A 19,519-nucleotide genomic window follows, 5' to 3' on the forward strand; every position below is an offset into this window, starting at 1 on the left:
TAGTGCCGAGGACAAGCCGTTCGTCCTATAACCGACTCGACTCGCGTCCGCCATTTCGGGCAACGCGGGTCAAGGTGCAGAATTTAGAGGAAAGAACCGAGAAGGTTCGGTTCTCCCGAGGAGGCCGCTCATGACCGCTCGCACCCCTGATGCCGAGCCGCTGCTGACCCCGGCTGAGGTCGCCACCATGTTCCGCGTCGACCCCAAGACGGTCACGCGGTGGGCGAAGGCCGGCAAGCTCACGTCCATCCGCACGCTCGGCGGGCACCGCCGTTACCGCGAGGCTGAGGTCCGCGCGCTGCTCGCGGGCATCCCGCAGCAGCGCAGCGAGGCCTGAACAGCCCGAACAACTGAATACCGGGCAAACCGGCAGGCCCCCCAACCCGCCGAGGCGCCCGACACCACAGCTCCAAGCGACGCGGGTCCTGCCCCAACAGGCCCCCCGCCCAAGCGGTCAGGCAACTGAACAGGGTGCGTCGTGGATCGCGCTGGACTCCGCCGGGTCCAGCGCGATCTTTTTTTGTGCTCTGGCGGTGCCCCGGCGGCGCCTTGCCGGTGTCCTGGCGTGGCCCGGTAGTGCCCGGGTGGTTCCCGGGTGATGCCCGCGTGATGTCCGGGCCGCGTGCTGACGGCCGGTCTGTGAGCGGCCTTGTCGGAGTCTGGGGAGGCGTGTCGCATCTCCTGTGTACGGCTGCCGACACCAGTGCAATTGCACATATTAAATTGAACAGTTGTAGGAGCGGGGTAAGTACCGCGCTTTCAAAAACTCATGCGGTGACACCCGTCACACGCCGAACTCCTTGTTGCCTCTGGCTCATGTGGGCTAAAGGAGGCGCGCCGGCGCTGGTCATGCCGTGGCAGGGCTTTCGTCCTCGACGGCCTCCGTGGCGTCCTCCGCGCCCTGGGGAGCCGCGTCCATCGCCAGCCGCAGCAGGCGGTGACAGACGGGGCAGTGGCGGGTCAGGTGCCGGTAGGACGACGCGGCCGCCAGATGCGCACGGAGCAACGCCCGCGTCTCATGCCTGGCCGACGACGCCGCCATACGCCACCTCCGGGGCCGTGCGGGGAAGGGGGCCCTGCTCCCTGGGTACTGGGCGGATGTGACGGCGTCAAGACGGCGTCGGCGCCCGGGGCCTGCGCGGCCGCGCCAGAAGGCGGGACGTGGACGCGCGAGGGTGGGCCCGGCTCGCAGGACCAGGGCCCTCGGGTCCCATGCGGCACTGCCGGGAATGACTGAGGCCCGCATCCCATGTTGGGTGCGGGCCTGGGTCGATCTGTGCGGCCCTGACGGGTTGCGCTGTCCCCGATTGCGGCTGCGCCGCGGGCGCGGCCTCCGCCCTGTCCGGGTGGGGGCGGTGGGAATGACTGAGGCCCGCATCCCATGTTGGGCGCGGGCCTCAGTCGATCTATGCGGTCCTGACGGGATTTGAACCCGCGGCCTCCACCTTGACAGGGTGGCGAGCACTCCAAACTGCTCCACAGGACCAGGTTTCGCGGCGCTTTCCTGCGTTGCGCTGCGAGAAGGACTGTACAGGAGGGTGAGCCCCCTGGTCGAACTCACCCAGCGTGCAGGTGCCGTCACGGAATCTCCGCGTCGATCGCCTTCACGATCCGCTTGTCGGAGACGGGGTACGCCGTGCCCAGTGCGTGGGCGAAATAGCTGACCCGGAGCTCCTCGATCATCCAGCGGATGTCCAGGACCGAGGAGGGGACCGGGCGGCCCTGGGGCATCTGCTCCAGCAGCCACGCGTACTCGTCCTGCATCTCGTGGACCTTCTCCATACGGGTCGTGTCCCGCTGGACGCTGGTCGGCATCTGCTGTAGGCGGCGATCGACGGCGACCAGGTAGCGCATCAGGTCGGGCAGGCGCCGCAGCCCGGCCGCCGTGACGAAGCCGGGCTTCACGAGGGCGTCCAGCTGCTTGCGTACGTCCTGGAGGTTTGCCAGGAGGACGGGGCTGCGTACGCCCTTCAGGCGGCGCTCACAGGCCTGCCAGGCGGCCAGCACCTGCTGCACCTGCCCGACCGTACGGACCGTCGTGTCGACGATCTCGGAGCGCACCTTGTCGTACAGCTTCCGGTGCGACTCCTCGTCCCACGCCGGACCCCCGAAGTCGCCGATCAGCTTGTCCGCCGCAGCCATCGCGCAGTCGTCGAACAGGGCCTGGATCGAGCCGTGCGGGTTCGCCGAAAGGGCGAGCTTCTGGGCGTTCGTCAGCTTCTCGGACGCGAACTTCGCCGGGTTCACCGGGATGTTACGGAGGATCAGGCGCCGCGTGCCCTTCCACATGGCTTCGGCCTGTTCCGCCTCCGTGTCGAAGAGGCGTACGGAAACCGTGTCGCCGTCGTCGACCAGCGCCGGGTACGCCTTCACCGGCTGGCCGGCGCGACGGGTCTCGAAGACGCGGGTGAGCGTGCCGATGGTCCAGTCGGTCAGGCCCGTCCGCTCGATGGCTCCGCCGCCCTGGCGCTCGGCGGTGGCCGCCGCGGCCTGGGAGAGGGCCTGGCGGGCCTTCGGCTTGAGCCGGAGCTTCAAGGGCTCCAGAGCCTTGTCCTCGGCCAGCTTGCGGCGCCGCTCGTCGACGATCCGGAAGGTGATCTTCAGGTGGTCGGGGACCCTGGCCCAGTCGAAGTCGTCGGCCTCGAAGGGGACGCCGACCATGCGCTTCAGCTCACGGGCCATGGTGGTGGTGAGCGGCTCCTGCAACGGCACCGCCCGCTCCAGGAACGCCTTCGCGTAGTTCGGCGCGGGCACGTAGTTGCGGCGGATCGGCTTGGGGAGGGAACGGATGAGCTCCGTCACCACTTCCTCGCGCAGGCCCGGGATCTGCCAGTCGAAGCCCTCGTCCGTGACCTGGTTGAGGACCTGGAGCGGGATGTGCACGGTCACACCGTCGGCGTCCGCGCCCGGCTCGAACTGGTAGGTGACGCGGAACTTCAGCGGCCCCTGCCGCCAGGAGTCCGGATAGTCGGCCTTGGTGACAGCCTCCGCCGACTCCCGGATGAGCATCTCCCGCTCGAAGTCGAGGAAGTCGGGCTGCTCGTTCCGCTTGTGCTTCCACCAGGAGTCGAAGTGGGCGCCCGACACGACGTGTTCGGGGACCCGCTGGTCGTAGAAGTCGAAGAGGGTGTCGTCGTCGACCAGGATGTCCCTGCGCCGGGCGCGGTGCTCCAGCTCCTCGACCTCGGTGAGGAGCTTGCGGTTGTCGGCGAAGAACTTGTGGTGCGTGCGCCAGTCGCCCTCGACGAGGGCATTGCGAATGAAAAGTTCGCGGGACGTCTCCGGATCGATCCGCCCGTAGTTGACCTTCCGCTGGGCGATGATCGGCACGCCGTACAGCGTGACCTTCTCGTACGCCATCACGGCCGCCTGGTCCTTCTCCCAGTGCGGCTCGCTGTACGTGCGCTTGAGGAGGTGCTCGGCGAGCGGCTCGATCCACTCCGGCTCGATCTTCGCGTTGACGCGGGCCCAGAGGCGGCTCGTCTCCACCAGCTCCGCCGACATCACGAAGCGCGGGGGCTTCTTGAAGAGGGCCGAGCCGGGGAAGATCGCGAACTTGGCGCTGCGGGCGCCCAGGTACTCGTTCTTGCCCGTGTTCCTCCCGCCCTCGCCCCCGGCCTCCTTCACGTCCTTCATCCCGATGTGGGAGAGGAGGCCGGCGAGGAGCGAGACGTGCACGCTGTGCTCGGGGGCGTCGTCCTCGTTGAGATGGATCCCCATCTGCTTGGCGACCGTGCGCAGCTGCGTGTAGATGTCCTGCCACTCACGGATGCGCAGGAAGTTCAGGTACTCCTGCTTGCACATCCGACGGAAGGCGGAGGAACCCCTCTCCTTCTGCTGCTCGCGGATGTAGCGCCAGAGGTTGAGGAAGGCGAGGAAGTCGCTCGTCTCGTCCTTGAAGCGGGCGTGCTGCTGGTCGGCCTGGGTCTGCTTGTCGGCGGGGCGCTCGCGCGGGTCCTGGATGGAGAGCGCGGCCGCTATCACCATGACCTCACGGACGCAGCCGTTCTTGTCGGCCTCCAGGACCATACGGGCCAGCCGGGGGTCGACGGGCAGCTGGGCGAGCTTGCGGCCGGTGTCGGTGAGCCGCTTGCGTACGTCCTTCTGCGCGGGATCGAGGGCGCCCAGCTCCTGCAGCAACTGCACACCGTCGCGGATGTTGCGGTGGTCCGGCGGGTCGATGAAGGGGAACTTCTCGATGTCGCCGAGGCCGGCCGCGGTCATCTGGAGGATGACGGAGGCGAGGTTCGTACGGAGGATCTCCGCGTCCGTGAACTCCGGCCGGGTGAGGAAGTCGTCCTCGGAGTACAGCCGGATGCAGATGCCGTCGGACGTACGACCGCAGCGGCCCTTGCGCTGGTTGGCGCTGGCCTGGGAGACGGCCTCGATGGGAAGCCGCTGGACCTTGGTGCGGTGGCTGTACCGGGAGATACGGGCGAAGCCGGGGTCGATGACGTACTTGATGCCCGGGACCGTCAGCGAGGTCTCGGCGACGTTGGTCGCGAGAACGATCCTGCGGCCGGTGTGAGGCTGGAAGACGCGGTGCTGCTCGGCGTGGGAGAGCCGGGCGTAGAGGGGGAGGACCTCGGTGAACCGGTAGTTCTTCTTGACCAGCGCGTCGGCCGTGTCCCGGATCTCCCTCTCGCCGGAGAGGAAGACGAGGATGTCGCCCTTGCCCTCTCCCTGGAGCTCCTCGACGGCATCGCAGATCGCGGTGATCTGGTCGCGGTCGGAGTCGTCGCCGTCCTCCTCCAGGAGGGGGCGGTAGCGCACCTCGACCGGATACGTACGGCCGCTGACCTCGACGATCGGGGCGTCGCCGAAGTGCCGGGAGAAGCGCTCGGGGTCGATGGTCGCCGAGGTGATGACGACCTTGAGGTCGGGGCGCTTGGGCAGCAGCTGGGCGAGGTAGCCGAGCAGGAAGTCGATGTTGAGGGACCGCTCGTGGGCCTCGTCGATGATGATCGTGTCGTAGGCGCGCAGCTCGCGGTCGGTCTGGATCTCGGCGAGCAGGATGCCGTCCGTCATGAGCTTGACGAAGGTGGCGTCCGGGCTCACCTGGTCGGTGAACCGGACCTTCCAGCCGACGGCCTCCCCGAGGGGGGCTCGCAGTTCCTCGGCGACCCGCTCGGCGACGGTACGGGCGGCGATCCGGCGGGGCTGGGTGTGCCCGATCATGCCGCGCACGCCACGCCCCAGCTCCATGCAGATCTTGGGAATCTGCGTGGTCTTTCCGGACCCGGTCTCACCGGCGACGATGACGACCTGGTGATCACGGATGGCGGCCGCGATCTCGTCCTTCTTCTGGCTGACCGGCAGCTGCTCGGGGTAGGTGACGGCCGGCACGCGGGCGCGCCGCTCGCCCATCCGCTGCTCGGCCTTCGCGACCTCCGCCTCGATCTCGGCGAGGACGGCGGCGCGGGCCTCCGGCTTACGGATCTTGCGCGCACCCTCGAGCCTGCGCCCGAGCCGGTGCGCGTCGCGCAGGGACAGCTCGGTCAGGCGGGGGGCGAGGGCGCCGAGGGCGGGGGCAGGGTGCGTAGACATACGCGATCCAGGATCTCATCCCGGAGAAATCCGTGGCGAACCCTTATTGCCTCCGGCGCGTGGCGCAGGTCAGGGCTTGCGCCGCGCCGTGCGAAGGGGCGTGCGGGTATACGACAAGGGCCCCATCCGAATGGACGGGGCCCTTGGCTTGTGGCTGGGGCCGGGGTCGAACCGGCGACCTATCGCTTTTCAGGCGATCGCTCGTACCAACTGAGCTACCCAGCCACGAGGCTTCCGAAGAAACCTCAGCGGTCCTGACGGGATTTGAACCCGCGGCCTCCACCTTGACAGGGTGGCGAGCACTCCAAACTGCTCCACAGGACCATGCTGTTGTGTGCGAACCAGCGAACGTAAGTGTCGCACACCGTACTGCGTGCCCCCAACGGGATTCGAACCCGTGCTACCGCCTTGAAAGGGCGGCGTCCTAGGCCGCTAGACGATGAGGGCTATCGGCCCGCCTGGGCGCTTCTCAGCGCGTCGGGGACGTGAGAAGCATATGGGATGGCGGGAGGTATCGCCAAAACGGTTTACGGGGCGGTGGCGGAGGGGGTTGCGGACGGGCTGGGGGACTCGCTCGGGGACGGTGTCGGTGACTGGATCGCCCCCGGCTGGTTCTCCTCCGGGAGGTGGCGGCTGACCTCGGCCGTCGTCAGGCCCAGGCCGCCCAGTTTGATCTCGTCCCAGGCCTGGAGGCGCTGGGTGTCGCGGTCGAAGTAGAGGATCGATGCCTCGATCGGGTCGGGGTACTTGCCTTCCACGGCCCGCAGCCCGCTGCCGCCCGTCGAGCCCTCCACCCGGAGCCGGGTGCCGTACTTCATGACCTCCGTCCCCTCGTGGTGCAGATGGCCGGCCAGGACGAGGGGCACCTCGCCGTCCGTCCCGCGGGCCGCGGAGGGCTCGTGGGCGATGGCCACGTCGACCGGGGTGCCCGCGGCCTTCTGGTCGCGCAGGGCCGCGGCAAGTCGGGCCCCCGCCAGCTCCTCCGCCGCGCCGCCGCCCGGCTGCGTCGAGCGGTCCGGCGTGAACTGCGGGTCGCCGATGCCCGCGAAGCGCAGGCCCGCGACGGTCTCGGCGCGGCCCTCGTCGAGGACGTGCACGTTCTTCATCCGCCCCAGGTAGCGCTGGGTGAGGAGGGAGTCGTGGTTGCCGCGGACCCACACATAGGGAGCGCCGAGGTCCGCGATCGGGTCCAGGAAGCCGTTCTCCGCCGCCGTGCCGTGGTCCATGGTGTCGCCGGAGTCGACGATCACGTTCACCTTGTACTGCTCCACCAGCGAGGCGATGATCTTCCAGCTCGCCGGGTTGAGGTGAATGTCGGAGACGTGCAGGACGCGGATGGTGCCCGGGTCCGGCGAGTAGGTGGGCAGCGTGGACGTGACGTCGTACAGCTTCGTCACGTTCGTCACCAGGCGCGCCAACTCCTGCTGGTAGACGTCGAACTCGGTGACGATGCTGCGTGCGTTGCCCACCAGGGAGGGCGCGGAGGACAGCAGGCCCGAGAACCTCGGCTCCAGGACCGACTTCGGGTTCCAGGTGGCGTACGCGGTCCCGCCGCAGGCCGCGAGCAGGGCCAGGGCCAGTCCGCCGGCCGCGAGGGCGCGGCGGGGGCGGCGGTAGACCGCGAGACCGAGGGCCGTGGCGCCGGAGACCACGGCGACGCAGGAGCGTACGGCCAGGTCGAGCGTGCCGTGCTCCACGTCCCGGGTGACCTCGTCCTGGAGGCCCGTGATGCGCTCGGGGTGGTCGACCAGGGCCTGGGAGCGGACCGGGTCGAGCTGGTCGACGTTCACGTCCAGCCGGACGGGCGCGACATGGCTGTCCAGGCTCAGCGCGCCCAGCGGGGAGACGTTGATCTTCGTGCCGCCGGTGAGGGAGGGGCGCAGGGTCATCGTGGTGTCCATGGGGCCCACCGGGACCCGCACGTTCCCCACGATCAGCAGCCCCAGCCAGGCCCCGGCGAGGACCACGGTCACCAGGCCCAGGGCGCGGGCCCAGGGGCGCGGCTGGGGGACGAGCTCGACGACCGGCTGGGGGCGGTGGCGGGTTCGGCGGCGGGACAGGGCGTGGGGCGCCCTGCGGATGCGGTTCAGGGCGGCGACGGGGACACGGACGCGGACGGGGACGCGGACCATTGGTCCCGTATGCCCACGGCCGGGGGCGGGTATGCGGAGGAGCGCGCGACTCTCGGACGGGGCTTACGGGGCCGTCGTACCGGACAATGGCCGTGTGCTGGAGATGACGCGCGAGGAGTTCGAGGAACTGGTCGCCGGGGCGCTCGACCGGATTCCGCCGGAGCTGCCTCTTTGTTGATCTTCGGGCAACCCGATGACCGGTCGCTCAGGTCAGGTATCGCCCTTGGTCAAGGGCTGAGGGTTGGTGGCACGGTGGGCCGGGGAGTCAGCCCCAGCCCAGTTCGTGGAGCCGGGCGTCCTCGATACCGAAGTGGTGCGCCACCTCGTGGACGACCGTCACGGCGACTTCGTGGACCGCGTCCTCCGGCGTCTCGCAGTAGCGCAGGGTCGGGCCCATGTAGATCGTGATCCGGTCGGGGAGGACCCCCGCGTACCACTCCCCGCGCTCCGTGAGCGGGGTCCCCTCGTACAGGCCCAGTAGCTCCGGGTCGTCGGCGGACGGCTCGTCCTCCACGAAGACGGCCACGTTGTCCATGACCCGCGTCAGCTCCGGCGGGATCTGGTCCAGGGCCTCACTCACCAGTTCTTCGAACCTGTCACGCGTCATTTCCAGCACAGAGCCATTGTCCTGGACTCGGCCCGTGGTGGGGTAGGCGCGGCCCCGGCGCGCTTGTACGCCTTGGGGGCCGGCCCACCCGCCAGGTGGGCCGCGTGCGCCTCCCGCCGCTCTCGCTCCTGGCGTTCGTCGGCCGCCCGCAGCCCCTGGAACTCCTCCCGGAGGCCACCACGTCCAGACCCTCCCGGAGGGCCGCATAAGCGTCGTGGACCCGCTTGGGAGCCGTCGGCTCATGCCAGGCCATGGTCACGACGGGCCAAGCGTCCGCCGCATTGCCCACCATTTCGGCATCGACGACGCGCGGCTGCACGCGCTCGGGTACGGCTGACGGGACCCGCTCGGGTACGGCCGGTGGGCGCGTGTCTTCTTGTGGGCGGCGGGAGTTGGGCACTTTGACTTCTTCGCCCACCCGGAGGTGGCTCCCGTGCGCCCCTTGTACGTACCCGTCCGCCTGGCCGTGACGGTCATGGCCGTGGCCGCTGCCGCCGGCTGCATGAGTGTGGGGGCCGACGACGGAAGCCGGGCCAGGCCGTCGCACTCGGCGGGGCAGCGAGGCGGTGCGGCGCCGGACGGCGGACAGGCCGTCTCCGGCGGCGGTGCCGGGTACGGCGGGTCGGCGGGTGGCGGTGAGCACGGGCACGGCAAGGACGGCAAGGGGAAGGACGGGGAGTCTTCGTCCCCGTCGGCCTCGCCGTCGGCGGGCGCGAGCCCGGGCGCGTCGGCGGACGCCGGGCCGGGGCAGACCGTGAAGCCGGGGGAGCCGTCGCCGACCGGGGCGCAGCCGAGCCCGACGAGGACCACTCCACCGCCGGAGCCGACCAAGGAGCCGTCGCCGCAGCCGCCGGTGTCGCCGGACCCGACGATCGCGGAGCCGTCGTCGTCGGCACACGAGGAGACCGGTCCGCAGATGGTGCAGCGGGAACCGGCGCCGGAGGCGGGATCGCCGGCGCCGTGATGGCCACGACGGCCGGGATGGCCATGGTTTCCAAGGCGGGGAAGCCTTCCTGACCTGCGGTTATGGGGTCGGATTTGCGCTGGGGGGTGGAGGGTGCGTATGGTGGCAGATCGTTTGATCCCATTTGCCCGGCGCCAATGCAGAGCGCGCCGTGTGGCGCGTACTCTCCCTTGCCGTGGCTGACCGCATTGAGGCGGTCGTTTGCGAAACACGGAGTTGACGGGCGCGTGCCGACGAGACTCCGGAAGGTTTCGCATTCGCATGTCCATTTCCAGTACTGATCACGTCGTCGTGCCCGAGAACGGCGAGAACCCCATCGACGCCGAGAGCGTCGAGACGGTTGCCGAGACGACCGTCGAGGCCGTCGCCGAGACCGAGACGACGACCGAGGCCCCGCAGCTCACCTTCGCGGACCTCGGCCTCCCCGAGGGCGTCGTGCGCAAGCTCGCCCAGAACGGCGTGACCACCCCCTTCCCGATCCAGGCCGCGACCATCCCGGACGCCCTGGCCGGCAAGGACATCCTCGGCCGTGGCCGCACCGGCTCCGGCAAGACCCTCTCCTTCGGTCTGCCGACCCTGGCCACGCTGGCCGGCGGTCGCACCGAGAAGCGCAAGCCGCGCGCCGTCATCCTCACGCCGACCCGTGAGCTCGCCATGCAGGTCGCGGACGCGCTGCAGCCGTACGGCGACGTCGTCGGCCTGAAGATGAAGGTCGTCTGCGGCGGCACGTCGATGGGCAACCAGATCTACGCCCTCGAGCGCGGCGTCGACATCCTGGTCGCCACCCCCGGCCGCCTCCGCGACATCATCAACCGCGGTGCCTGCTCCCTCGAGAACGTGCAGATCGCCGTCCTCGACGAGGCCGACCAGATGTCCGACCTGGGCTTCATGCCCGAGGTCACCGAGCTGCTGGACCAGGTCCCGGCCGGCGGTCAGCGCATGCTCTTCTCCGCGACGATGGAGAACGAGATCAAGACCCTCGTCGACCGGTACCTCAACGCCCCGGTCAGCCACGAGGTCGACGCGGCGCAGGGCGCGGTCACGACGATGTCCCACCACATCCTCATCGTGAAGCCCAAGGACAAGGCGCCGGTCACGGCCGCGATCGCCTCCCGCAAGGGCCGCACGATCATCTTCGTCCGCACCCAGCTGGGGGCCGACCGCGTCGCCGAGCAGCTGCGCGACGCCGGTGTGAAGGCCGACGCGCTGCACGGCGGCATGACCCAGGGCGCCCGTACCCGGACGCTGGCGGACTTTAAGGACGGTTACGTCAACGTCCTGGTCGCCACCGATGTGGCCGCGCGAGGCATCCACGTCGACGGGATCGACCTGGTCCTCAACGTCGACCCCGCCGGCGACCACAAGGACTACCTGCACCGCGCCGGCCGCACGGCCCGCGCCGGCCGCACGGGCACCGTGGTCTCCCTCTCCCTCCCGCACCAGCGCCGCCAGATCTTCCGCCTCATGGAGGACGCCGGCGTCGACGCCGGGCGCCACATCATCCAGGGCGGCACCGCCTTCGAGCCGGAGGTCGCCGAGATCACCGGCGCCCGGTCGATGACCGAGGTCCAGGCCGAGTCCGCGGGCAACGCCGCCCAGCAGGCCGAGCGCGAGGTCGCCCAGCTGACCAAGGAGCTGGAGCGGGCGCAGCGCCGCGCGACCGAGCTGCGCGAGGATGCCGACCGCCTCGTCGCCCGGGTCGCCCGCGAGCGCGGCGAGGACCCGGAGGCGGCGGTTGCCGAGGCTCAGGCCGAGGCGTCGCAGTCCGTCGCCGAGGTCTCGGTGCCGGAGCAGCCGGCGGCGCAGGACGTCGACCGGGCCGAGCGCGAGGAGCGTACGGCGTCGTCCTCCTCCTCGTACGAGCGCCGTGAGCGCCGTGACGACCGGGGTGGCGACCGTGGTGGCTTCCGCCGCGACGACCGTCGTGACAACGACCGTGGTGGCCGTTCCTTCGAGCGTCGTGACGACCGGGGCGGCTTCAACCGTGACCGGGACCGCCGGGACGACCGTGGCGGCTTCCGCCGTGACGACCGTCGTGACGACCGCGGTGGCCGCTCCTTCGAGCGTCGTGACGACCGTGGGTTCGAGCGTCGTGACAACGACCGTGGTGGCCGTTCCTTCGAGCGTCGTGACGACCGTGGCGGCTTCCGCCGTGACGACCGCCGGGACGACCGTCGTGACGACCGTGGTGGCCGTTCCTTCGAGCGTCGTGACGACCGTGGGTTCGAGCGTCGTGACAACGACCGTGGTGGCCGTTCCTTCGAGCGTCGTGACGACCGGGGTGGCGACCGTGGCGGCTTCCGCCGCGACGACCGTGCCGGTCACCGTGGCAGCGACCGCCCCTTCAACCGCGACCGCCGTGACGACCGCCCCGGCTTCCGCTCCGCCGGTCACGACCGCCCGAACGGCCGTCGTGACGACCACCGCGGCACCGGCGGCACCGGCTCCTCCTTCGGCCGCCGCGACGACAAGCCGCGCTGGAAGCGCAACGGCTGACGTCTGCTGACCGATCCACGAAGGGCCCGTACGACTCCGGTCGTACGGGCCCTTCGGCGTTCCCGGGGCGGCTGGGGCGTATACAAGGGCATTTCCTGGCCACCGAGTGACGCATGTCACGCCCCCGGCGAGGGAATCGCTGGGGGCATGACAGATGACGCCATAAAGAGCGGGCTCTCGGACGAGGAACGGCTGGCCCAGCTCGGTTACACGCAGGTTCTCGCCCGCCGGATGTCGGCGTTCTCCAACTACGCGGTCTCCTTCACGATCATCTCGGTCCTGTCGGGCTGCCTGACCCTCTACCTGTTCGGCATGAACACGGGCGGCCCCGCCGTGATCGTGTGGGGCTGGGTCGCCGTAGGCCTGATGACACTCTTCGTCGGCCTGTCGATGGCGGAGATCTGTTCGGCCTACCCGACGTCGGCCGGCCTGTACTTCTGGGCGCACCGGCTGGCGCCGCCGCGGACGGCGGCCGCCTGGGCCTGGTTCACGGGCTGGTTCAACGTGCTGGGCCAGGTGGCGGTGACGGCGGGCATCGACTTCGGGGCGGCGTCGTTCCTGGGCGCGTACCTGAACCTGCAGTTCGACTTCGAGGTGACGCCGGGCCGGACGGTGCTGCTGTTCGCCGGGATCCTGGTGCTGCACGGCCTGCTGAACACCTTCGGCGTGCGTATCGTCGCGCTGCTGAACAGCGTGAGCGTGTGGTGGCACGTGCTGGGCGTGGCGGTCATCGTGGGCGCGCTGACCTTCGTCCCCGACGACCACCAGTCGGCGTCCTTCGTCTTCACGGAGTTCGTGAACAACACGGGCTGGGGCAGTGGCGTGTACGTCGTCCTCCTGGGCCTGCTGATGGCCCAGTACACCTTCACCGGCTACGACGCCTCCGCCCACATGACGGAGGAGACGCACGACGCGTCGACGGCGGGCCCGAAGGGCATCGTCCGCTCGATCTGGACGTCGTGGATAGCGGGCTTCGTACTCCTCCTGGGTTTCACCTTCGCGATCCAGTCCTACGACGACGAGCTCGCGTCGCCCACTGGCGCGCCGCCCGCGCAGATCCTCCTCGACGCGCTGGGCGCGACCTCGGGCAAGCTGCTCCTGCTGGTCGTGATCGGCGCGCAGCTGTTCTGCGGGATGGCGTCGGTGACGGCCAACAGCCGGATGATCTACGCCTTCTCGCGCGACGGCGCCCTCCCCCTCTCGCACGTCTGGCACACCGTCAGCCCGCGCACCCGCACCCCGGTCGCGGCGGTCTGGCTGGCGGCGGCCGGCGCGCTGGTCCTCGGCCTCCCGTACCTGATCAACGTGACGGCCTACGCGGCGGTGACCTCGATCGCCGTCATCGGCCTCTACATCGCCTACGTCGTCCCGACGCTGCTGCGGCTGCGCAAGGGCGAGGCGTTCGAGCGGGGGCCGTGGCACCTGGGCCGCTGGTCGAGGGCGATCGGCGTGGTGGCGGTGGCCTGGGTGGGGGTCATCACGATCCTCTTCATGCTCCCCCAGGTCTCCCCGGTGACCTGGGAGACCTTCAACTACGCCCCCGTCGCCGTCCTCGCCGTCCTCGGCTTCGCGGCGACCTGGTGGCTGGCGTCGGCCCGCCACTGGTTCCTCAACCCCGAACACGCCCGCACGATCGCCCGCGAGGCGTCCCGCAAGGGCGCCCCCGAACCGGTCGATCCGTGACACTCCCGGCCGACCGCGACACCGTCGCGCCGTCCGACGCGGCCGGGTCCCCGATACCCGATCGGAGACTCGGCCGCGTCCGGCTATGCTCGGGGAGGCAACATCGCCTGGGCCCTTAGCTCAATTGGCAGAGCAGTGGACTTTTAATCCATTGGTTGTGGGTTCGAGTCCCACAGGGCCTACCGGTGGTAGGCGGAGGATATGCCCTCTGACCTGCTACGCAGCGTCCGTGTCGACTTTGGTCGGCTCGGGCGCTGCTTCGTTTCCGGCCCGTGCGTGAGCGATGCGTGAGCGGATCGACCTGATCTTCGGGGAGCGAATCACTACGGCGTCACCCGGTCAGCGATCGTCCCGCTCGTACAGGAAGGAGTTACGGCGGTGCGGGTCGGCGCCGAGTGCCGGGTCGTCGTGCTGCGGGGCGAGCGTCAGAGGGGCCCCACTGCGCCGGCGGCCCATGGTCTTCGCCGCGATCAGTTCCTCGTCCTGGGCCCCGGTGGAGTTGTCCCTCAGGTAGCGCCTGAACTCGGCGACGTTCTGGTGGAGTTTGCGGAAGACCGTGTAACTGCCGTTGCGCCCCAGCATGGTCGGCTGAAGGGGCGCCGTATTCCTATTGCCCGCGACTACTGCGGCGATCGTCTTCACGGAGATCGTGCCTGATCCTCGCTTTCCCCCAGCAGCCGGACATGCCGAATGCGTGAGCGGACCGCTACCTGGTGATGGACAGCGGTGGCGGGTACCTGTCCCGCTTTGCCGACGTCATCGATCACGGGTTTGTCACGATCCAAACGTGCAGGTGGGACGCGGTGTCGTCGCAGTGTGCAGCCCGGGATCCCCAGGGTTGGACTGACTCTGTCCGGATTCACGGCGATCAATTCCACAGCTTTGCCAAAGCCAAGCGATAGCCGCCAGGCAAACCGGAGCTTCCAACCCTGGAAGTCAAGAGGGGGTGCGGCGATCTGATCGCTTCTTGTCGCGCTGATGGGGACTCAGAGGGTCTTTCTTCACAGCTTCCTGACTTTGGATCGCGCTCGGTGGTGACGCATCCGGCGTCATGACGTGAGCACGGGAGCAACTCCGTCCCGGTTTCCTGGAGTCATCATGGGGTTCCTGGCCGACCAGGACACCGGCACCATGTGTGCCGTACTGCTGGCGATCGCGGGTCTGCCCGCGCTGGGGTACGCGGGCTACGCCCGGTTCACCGGACGCGGACGCAAAGGGGGCGCGCCCTGGCGTCCGCTGGAAGACCCGATCAACCTGATCTGCGCCGCAGTGGCCGTCGCCGGCCATGCGCTCGCGTCGGTCGTGGTCGGGGGGTGGGGGGAGCTGTTCGGATTCATGACGCCGGCGTTCATGGGCGGCTGCAACTCCAGCGCCCTCGCCTACGCCTGGGGCGGGGACGGAGGGGGGCGTGCCGTTCGGCCCGCGCTCCTGCTGGTGGTGCCCTACGCGTTCGCCCTCGGGTTCTTCGGGCGCATCGCGGGATGAACGTACGCAGGAAGTGGTGACGAGACGTCATGAAACCGGTTCTCGAGGCGCTGGCCATCGTTGAGATCGCCGCGATCGTCGGGCTGGGACTGGTCCCTCGCAAGGCGGCAACGGGCAACGATCACCCGCATATGTTCGGCTCGTTGCTGATCATGGCGTGCTTCGCCTTCGGATACGGGGCACGTCAGGGCAGTGGCACGGTCAATGACCCGGGCTTCGCCCTGCTTGTCGGCATCGCACTCCCCGTCTTCCTGGCGGCTGCCGCATGGGGCGCCGCTTCCGGGACAGCGAGCGCAAGGCTCCGCCTGGTCAGACCCGTGGGGACGGTATTCGTGGCGGCTCAAGCCGTGGCCGCCGGTTGGGTGTGGTCGTGAACGCCGCACGAACCGGTGGCCGGGTGGTTCAGCCCGCGTTCAGCCCCGAAAGCTCCCCCAGCGGCAGCGTGTGCTGGGTCTGGAGGACCTTCGCGCGGAGGTAGCGGACGTTGTGCGGGGTGGTGAAGACGCCGGTGGGGACGCGGTCGCGGACGTCGGTGCCCAGGGCACGGAGCTGGTCGGCCTTGTCAGGGTTGTTGGAGAGCAGGTCCAGGGCGGTGATGCCGAGGGCCTGGAGCATCTGGGCGGCCGCAGTGTAGTCGCGGGCGTCCTCCGGCAGGCCGAGGGCGGCGTTCGCCTGGTAGGTGTCGAGGCCCTGGTCCTGGAGGGCGTACGCGTCGAGCTTGTTGTAGAGGCCGATGCCGCGGCCCTCCTGGCGGAGGTAGAGCAGCACTCCGCCGCGGTCGGCGATGCGTTCGACCGCCTCGCGCAGCTGGGGGCCGCAGTCGCAGCGGGCCGAGCCGAAGACGTCGCCGGTCAGGCACTCGGAGTGCAGGCGGACCAGTGGGGTGGTGCCGGGCGACGGGTCGCCGAGGACGATCGCGACGTGCTCCTGGCCGTCGGTCAGGCCGTGGAAGGTCACCAGTTCGGCGTCGACGCCGTAGCCGTCGTGGAAGCGCAGCGGGACCCGGACGCGGGAGCGCTGGGTGGCGGCGGGGAAGTCGGGCATGCGGGTTCTCCGGGTCCGGAGGGACATCTGCTTCAGATTTGAAGCAGAACCTGAGGATCAGACCCTAGCCCATGCTTTAAATTTGAAGCAACCAGTTTCCGGCCGTTATATGACGAGGGTCACGAACAGGGGGGAGAGGACCGGCGCCGCCACGGCACGTCGTCCGCCGTCGGGCGTGCCTCGTCGTCCTGGAGCGCCCGCGTGATGCCGGTGAAGATCTCCTCCAGCTGTCCCACCTGTTCCGGTGTGAGGTGGTCGAAGAGGGAGGCGCGGACCGTCTCGACGTGTCCGGGTGCGGTGCGTTCCAGGGTTGCCATGCCGGCGTCCGTGAGGACCGCGAGATTGCCCCGCTTGTCCGAGGGGCACCCTTCCCGCCGCACCAGACCGTCCTTCTCCAGCCGGGTCACCGCGTACGTCAGCCGGCTGCGCGTGATCTTCGACCGCTCGGCGAGGTCGGTCATGCGCAAGCGGCGTTCCGGCGCCTCGGAGAGATTGGCGAGGATGGCGTAATAGAGGTGGGGCATGCCGGCGTCCCGCTGGAGCTGCCGGTCGATCGCGTCCTCCATGAGGTGCTTCGCGGCCATGTACGCGCGCCAGGCGCGCTGCTCCTCGGAGGTGAGCCAGCGAGTCGTCATGCCGCCAGTGTAAGTTTGTTTCAAAGTTGAACCAAGCCCGCCAGTCAAGCCCGCCAAGCCCCCCGCGCCGTACCTGCCGTACTGCCGTACCTGCCGTACCCGCCCCGTACCCGCCTCCGAGAGTGAGCGCGCCGATGCCGTTCCCGTACGTCCTGCTGTCCGCCGCCGTCTCCCTCGACGGCTGCCTCGACGACACCGGCCCCGAGCGGCTGCTGCTCTCCAGCCCCGCCGACTTCGACCGGGTCGACGAGGTACGGGCCTCCGTCGACGCGATCCTGGTCGGCGCCGGCACCATCCGCGCCGACAACCCCCGGCTGCTGGTGAACTCGCCCGAGCGACGGGCCGCCCGGGTCGCCGCCGGGCAGCCGGAGTACCCCCTCAAGGTCACCGTGAGCGGATCCGGCGAGCTGGATCCGGCGGCGAGGTTCTGGCACACCGGCGGCGAGAAGGTCGTCTACACGACCGACAAGGGCGCCGAACGCGCCCGGCGGGCGGGACTCGCGGCCGACGTCGTCGCCCTGGGCGCGGAGCTCGACTGGCGGCGGCTGCTGGAACACCTGCACGACGTACGGGGCGTGCGGCGGCTCATGGTCGAGGGCGGCGGCACCATCCACACCCAGCTGCTCCAGCAGGAGCTCGCCGACGAACTCCAGCTCGTCCTCGCCCCGCTCTTCGTGGGCGACCCCGACGCGCCCCGCCTCTTCGGGCCGGGCGCCTACCAGGGCGGTCGGCTGCGGCTCGTGGAGACCCGGCGGATCGAGGACGTCGTCCTCATGCGCTACGAGCCCACCGCACCCGGCACCGGAAGCGCCGCCTCCGCCGCCGACCGGCACTGGCTGGCGCTCGCCTGCGAACTGGCGGCGCAGTGCCCGCCGTCGCGGACCGCGTTCAGTGTGGGGGCGGTGGTGGTGGCCGCCGACGGCACGGAGCTTGCGCGGGGGTACTCCCGCGAGGGCGACGATCCCGTCGTGCACGCCGAGGAGGCGGCACTGGCGAAGATCGACCCGGCGGATCCCAGGCTCGGGGGCGCGACGGTGTACAGCAGCCTGGAACCGTGCGCCCGGCGGGCCTCCCGGCCGGCGCCGTGTGCCCGCCTGATCCTCGACGCGGGGGTACGGCGCGTGGTGACCGCCTGGCGGGAACCGGACACCTTCGTCGCCGGCGCCGACGGCAACGCGGTGCTGGTGGCCGAGGGCGCGGAGGTCGTCGTACTGCCGGAGTACGAGGCGGCTGCGAAGGCGCCGAACCGGCATCTGCCGGGCTGAGCCGAGCAAGGCCCACGGACCTGGTTTCAACCGTTGCGCATCTTGTCCCGCGGATGGCGTATGCTGGTCTTAACGACGCGGGGTGGAGCAGCTCGGTAGCTCGCTGGGCTCATAACCCAGAGGTCGCAGGTTCAAATCCTGTCCCCGCTACTGAAGGCTCAGGGCCGGAATCCAGTTCATGGATTCCGGCCCTGAGTGTTATTCCGGCCCTGAGTGTTGTTGCCGTCCATCGCGGTTGTTGCAATCCATCGCGGCTGTTGTCATCCGGTCGGCCCACACCGCTCGCCCCCCACCCCCACTCCGGCAAACCTGGAACCTTCGTGGCGTGAGCGCGGGAGTTCGCGCGGGACGGCGGGAGACAAGTGGTGCGGCCTGGTGACCTGACGGGCGAGGGCCCACCCGACGAGCCCGCCACCCCCTACGACGACTACCGCGTCGTCCCCTACGCCCGGGCCGGCGGCCGGCTCCCGGCCGACCCGGTGCCCGACCCCGGCCTCGGCGACGAGGCGCCCGTTCCGCCCGTCCCTCCCGGTGCGGGCGGTTCAGGCGGTTCGGGCGACGCGGAGCGGCGGATCTCGTCCGTGCGGGCCCTCCTCCAGATGGTCCCCGTGCTGCTGGCCGTCGGCGGCATCGTCTACGACCTCTGCACCCCCCGCGACTTCACCGCGATCCCCTTCTTCACAGCCGCCCCCCTGGTGGCAGCCCCGCTGTACTCCTTCGTCGGCACCGTCGTCACGGGGGCCGCCGCCTTCGTCGCCGCGTACGCCGTACACGCCAGGTTCGGGCTGAGCCCGGACGCGGACATGGTCACCGAGGTCGTCACCGTGGCCACGGTGGCCGCCATGGCCGCGGTCATCAACCGCGGTGTGCGCCGCGGCGACCAGCGGCTCGCCAGCGCCCGCGAGATCGCCGAGGCCGCCCAGCGCGCGGTGCTGCCCGAGCCCGCCGGGCAGATCGGCGGGTACGACATCGCGGCCCGCTACGAGGCGGCCCAGGCAGACGCCTTCATCGGCGGCGACCTGTACGCGGTGCAGGACAGCCCGCGCGGGGTGCGCCTCGTCGTCGGGGACGTACGGGGCAAGGGGATGGGCGCGGTGGCGGCCGTGGCCGTCATCATCGGCGCCTTCCGGGAGGCCGCCGAGCAGGAGGCGACGCTGGAGGCGGTCGCGCAGCGGCTGGAGCGGGCGCTGGCGCGCGAGGGCACGCGGCGCGACGGGCTGGACGCCTTCGAGGGATTCACCACCGCCGTACTCGCCGAGTTCCCGCACGGCGACGGGGTCGTCCGGATCCTCAACCGCGGGCATCCGCCGCCGCTGCTGCTGCACCCGGACGGCACCGTGCGCACGCTGCTCGCCCGCGAGCCGGCCCTGCCGCTCGGCATGGGCGAGCTGGGCACCTGGCCCGACCACGCGGACGAGGCCGGCTTCCCGAGCGGCGCCACCCTGCTCCTGCACACCGACGGCGTCTCCGAGGCCCGCGACGCCTACGGCCGCTTCTACGACCCCGAGGAGCGGCTCGCGGGCCGCCGCTTCCGCGACCCCGAGGCGCTGCTTGCCGCCCTCGCGGAGGACGTGCGCCGGCACTCCGGGGGCGGGATGACGGACGACATGGCGCTGCTCGCCGTACGACGGCCGTGACCGATGGCCGGGTACCCACCTCCG

The 19,519-nt window shown here is 70.3% G+C and carries 15 protein-coding genes, 6 tRNA genes and 1 pseudogene; 11 read left to right on the top strand and 11 right to left on the bottom strand.

Annotated features, from left to right (window positions below; all coding sequences use genetic code 11):
• Positions 1 to 130 precede the first annotated feature (130 nt).
• Positions 131 to 337: a developmental transcriptional regulator BldC gene (bldC, locus tag ABT114_RS07135; RefSeq protein WP_003949541.1), complete on the top strand. Its 207-nt coding sequence runs from the start codon at positions 131 to 133 to the stop codon at positions 335 to 337.
• A gap of 510 nt (positions 338 to 847) precedes the next feature.
• Here bldC and ABT114_RS07140 read toward each other — a convergent pair.
• From ABT114_RS07140 to ABT114_RS07170, 7 genes are all read right to left on the bottom strand, one after another.
• On the bottom strand, positions 848 to 1,042 hold the full coding sequence (locus ABT114_RS07140) for a DUF6274 family protein (protein WP_351139426.1): 195 nt from the start codon (positions 1,040 to 1,042) through the stop codon (positions 848 to 850).
• A 369-nt stretch (positions 1,043 to 1,411) separates the two neighbouring features.
• A tRNA-Asp gene (locus ABT114_RS07145) sits at positions 1,412 to 1,486 on the bottom strand.
• A 92-nt stretch (positions 1,487 to 1,578) separates the two neighbouring features.
• Positions 1,579 to 5,547, bottom strand: a complete 3,969-nt coding sequence (gene hrpA / locus ABT114_RS07150; RefSeq protein WP_351139428.1) for an ATP-dependent RNA helicase HrpA — start codon at positions 5,545 to 5,547, stop codon at positions 1,579 to 1,581.
• Positions 5,548 to 5,698: 151 nt separating this feature from the next.
• Positions 5,699 to 5,772, bottom strand: a tRNA-Phe gene (locus ABT114_RS07155).
• Between the two features lie 24 nt (positions 5,773 to 5,796).
• Positions 5,797 to 5,871, bottom strand: a tRNA-Asp gene (locus ABT114_RS07160).
• A 50-nt stretch (positions 5,872 to 5,921) separates the two neighbouring features.
• Positions 5,922 to 5,994 (bottom strand) — tRNA-Glu (locus ABT114_RS07165).
• A gap of 80 nt (positions 5,995 to 6,074) precedes the next feature.
• A complete protein-coding gene (locus ABT114_RS07170) occupies positions 6,075 to 7,679 on the bottom strand; it encodes a metallophosphoesterase family protein (RefSeq protein WP_351139430.1) in 1,605 nt (534 codons plus the stop codon).
• A 94-nt stretch (positions 7,680 to 7,773) separates the two neighbouring features.
• Here ABT114_RS07170 and ABT114_RS50550 point away from each other — a divergent pair.
• Positions 7,774 to 7,845, top strand: a pseudogene (locus ABT114_RS50550) (metallopeptidase family protein); the annotation flags it as partial.
• A 99-nt stretch (positions 7,846 to 7,944) separates the two neighbouring features.
• Here ABT114_RS50550 and ABT114_RS07175 read toward each other — a convergent pair.
• The gene (locus tag ABT114_RS07175) at positions 7,945 to 8,295 is read right to left on the bottom strand and encodes a metallopeptidase family protein (protein ID WP_351139432.1); all 351 of its coding nucleotides are present in this window, start codon (positions 8,293 to 8,295) and stop codon (positions 7,945 to 7,947) included.
• 424 nt (positions 8,296 to 8,719) lie between these two features.
• Between ABT114_RS07175 and ABT114_RS07180 the strand changes: the two genes are divergently transcribed.
• The 4 genes from ABT114_RS07180 to ABT114_RS07195 all read left to right on the top strand — a co-directional run bounded on the left by ABT114_RS07180 (position 8,720) and on the right by ABT114_RS07195 (position 13,611).
• On the top strand, positions 8,720 to 9,250 hold the full coding sequence (locus ABT114_RS07180; RefSeq protein ID WP_351139434.1) for a hypothetical protein: 531 nt from the start codon (positions 8,720 to 8,722) through the stop codon (positions 9,248 to 9,250).
• A 261-nt stretch (positions 9,251 to 9,511) separates the two neighbouring features.
• On the top strand, positions 9,512 to 11,746 hold the full coding sequence (locus ABT114_RS07185; protein ID WP_351139436.1) for a DEAD/DEAH box helicase: 2,235 nt from the start codon (positions 9,512 to 9,514) through the stop codon (positions 11,744 to 11,746).
• Positions 11,747 to 11,893: 147 nt separating this feature from the next.
• The gene (locus tag ABT114_RS07190; RefSeq protein ID WP_351139438.1) at positions 11,894 to 13,429 is read left to right on the top strand and encodes an amino acid permease; all 1,536 of its coding nucleotides are present in this window, start codon (positions 11,894 to 11,896) and stop codon (positions 13,427 to 13,429) included.
• Positions 13,430 to 13,538: 109 nt separating this feature from the next.
• Positions 13,539 to 13,611 (top strand) — tRNA-Lys (locus tag ABT114_RS07195).
• 157 nt (positions 13,612 to 13,768) lie between these two features.
• Here the strand turns inward: ABT114_RS07195 and ABT114_RS07200 are convergent.
• A complete protein-coding gene (locus ABT114_RS07200; protein ID WP_351139440.1) occupies positions 13,769 to 14,011 on the bottom strand; it encodes a hypothetical protein in 243 nt (80 codons plus the stop codon).
• A gap of 516 nt (positions 14,012 to 14,527) precedes the next feature.
• Between ABT114_RS07200 and ABT114_RS07205 the strand changes: the two genes are divergently transcribed.
• Positions 14,528 to 14,914 (top strand): hypothetical protein, encoded by a 387-nt coding sequence (locus ABT114_RS07205; RefSeq protein ID WP_351139442.1) that lies wholly within the window; start codon positions 14,528 to 14,530, stop codon positions 14,912 to 14,914.
• Between the two features lie 29 nt (positions 14,915 to 14,943).
• A complete protein-coding gene (locus ABT114_RS07210) occupies positions 14,944 to 15,288 on the top strand; it encodes a hypothetical protein (protein WP_351139444.1) in 345 nt (114 codons plus the stop codon).
• 28 nt (positions 15,289 to 15,316) lie between these two features.
• Here the strand turns inward: ABT114_RS07210 and ABT114_RS07215 are convergent, their stop codons facing one another.
• Together ABT114_RS07215 and ABT114_RS07220 are read right to left on the bottom strand one after the other, a co-directional pair.
• Positions 15,317 to 15,958, bottom strand: coding sequence for a GTP cyclohydrolase II (locus tag ABT114_RS07215; RefSeq protein WP_351139446.1), 642 nt, complete (start codon positions 15,956 to 15,958; stop codon positions 15,317 to 15,319).
• A 119-nt stretch (positions 15,959 to 16,077) separates the two neighbouring features.
• A complete protein-coding gene (locus ABT114_RS07220) occupies positions 16,078 to 16,593 on the bottom strand; it encodes a MarR family winged helix-turn-helix transcriptional regulator (RefSeq protein WP_351139448.1) in 516 nt (171 codons plus the stop codon).
• A gap of 134 nt (positions 16,594 to 16,727) precedes the next feature.
• On the opposite strand from ABT114_RS07220, the gene ABT114_RS07225 reads away from it, so the two are divergent.
• The 3 genes from ABT114_RS07225 to ABT114_RS07235 all read left to right on the top strand — a co-directional run bounded on the left by ABT114_RS07225 (position 16,728) and on the right by ABT114_RS07235 (position 19,495).
• Positions 16,728 to 17,858, top strand: coding sequence for a dihydrofolate reductase family protein (locus tag ABT114_RS07225; protein WP_351139450.1), 1,131 nt, complete (start codon positions 16,728 to 16,730; stop codon positions 17,856 to 17,858).
• A gap of 76 nt (positions 17,859 to 17,934) precedes the next feature.
• Positions 17,935 to 18,008: transfer RNA gene (locus ABT114_RS07230), tRNA-Met, on the top strand.
• A gap of 215 nt (positions 18,009 to 18,223) precedes the next feature.
• On the top strand, positions 18,224 to 19,495 hold the full coding sequence (locus tag ABT114_RS07235) for a PP2C family protein-serine/threonine phosphatase (protein WP_351139452.1): 1,272 nt from the start codon (positions 18,224 to 18,226) through the stop codon (positions 19,493 to 19,495).
• Positions 19,496 to 19,519 lie beyond the last annotated feature (24 nt).

This window comes from Streptomyces sp. NPDC002088 (genome assembly GCF_040296605.1).
In the GTDB taxonomy this organism is placed as follows: Bacteria; Actinomycetota; Actinomycetes; order Streptomycetales; family Streptomycetaceae; genus Streptomyces.

Coding starts and splice junctions, on each gene's coding strand:
- bldC (WP_003949541.1), top strand. CDS start 131: ATGACCGCTCGCACCCCTGATGCCGAGCCGCTGCTGACCCCGGCTGAG.
- ABT114_RS07140 (WP_351139426.1), bottom strand. CDS start 1,042: ATGGCGGCGTCGTCGGCCAGGCATGAGACGCGGGCGTTGCTCCGTGCG.
- hrpA (WP_351139428.1), bottom strand. CDS start 5,547: ATGTCTACGCACCCTGCCCCCGCCCTCGGCGCCCTCGCCCCCCGCCTG.
- ABT114_RS07170 (WP_351139430.1), bottom strand. CDS start 7,679: ATGGTCCGCGTCCCCGTCCGCGTCCGTGTCCCCGTCGCCGCCCTGAAC.
- ABT114_RS07185 (WP_351139436.1), top strand. CDS start 9,512: ATGTCCATTTCCAGTACTGATCACGTCGTCGTGCCCGAGAACGGCGAG.
- ABT114_RS07190 (WP_351139438.1), top strand. CDS start 11,894: ATGACAGATGACGCCATAAAGAGCGGGCTCTCGGACGAGGAACGGCTG.
- ABT114_RS07200 (WP_351139440.1), bottom strand. CDS start 14,011: ATGCTGGGGCGCAACGGCAGTTACACGGTCTTCCGCAAACTCCACCAG.
- ABT114_RS07205 (WP_351139442.1), top strand. CDS start 14,528: ATGGGGTTCCTGGCCGACCAGGACACCGGCACCATGTGTGCCGTACTG.
- ABT114_RS07210 (WP_351139444.1), top strand. CDS start 14,944: ATGAAACCGGTTCTCGAGGCGCTGGCCATCGTTGAGATCGCCGCGATC.
- ABT114_RS07215 (WP_351139446.1), bottom strand. CDS start 15,958: ATGCCCGACTTCCCCGCCGCCACCCAGCGCTCCCGCGTCCGGGTCCCG.
- ABT114_RS07220 (WP_351139448.1), bottom strand. CDS start 16,593: ATGACGACTCGCTGGCTCACCTCCGAGGAGCAGCGCGCCTGGCGCGCG.
- ABT114_RS07225 (WP_351139450.1), top strand. CDS start 16,728: ATGCCGTTCCCGTACGTCCTGCTGTCCGCCGCCGTCTCCCTCGACGGC.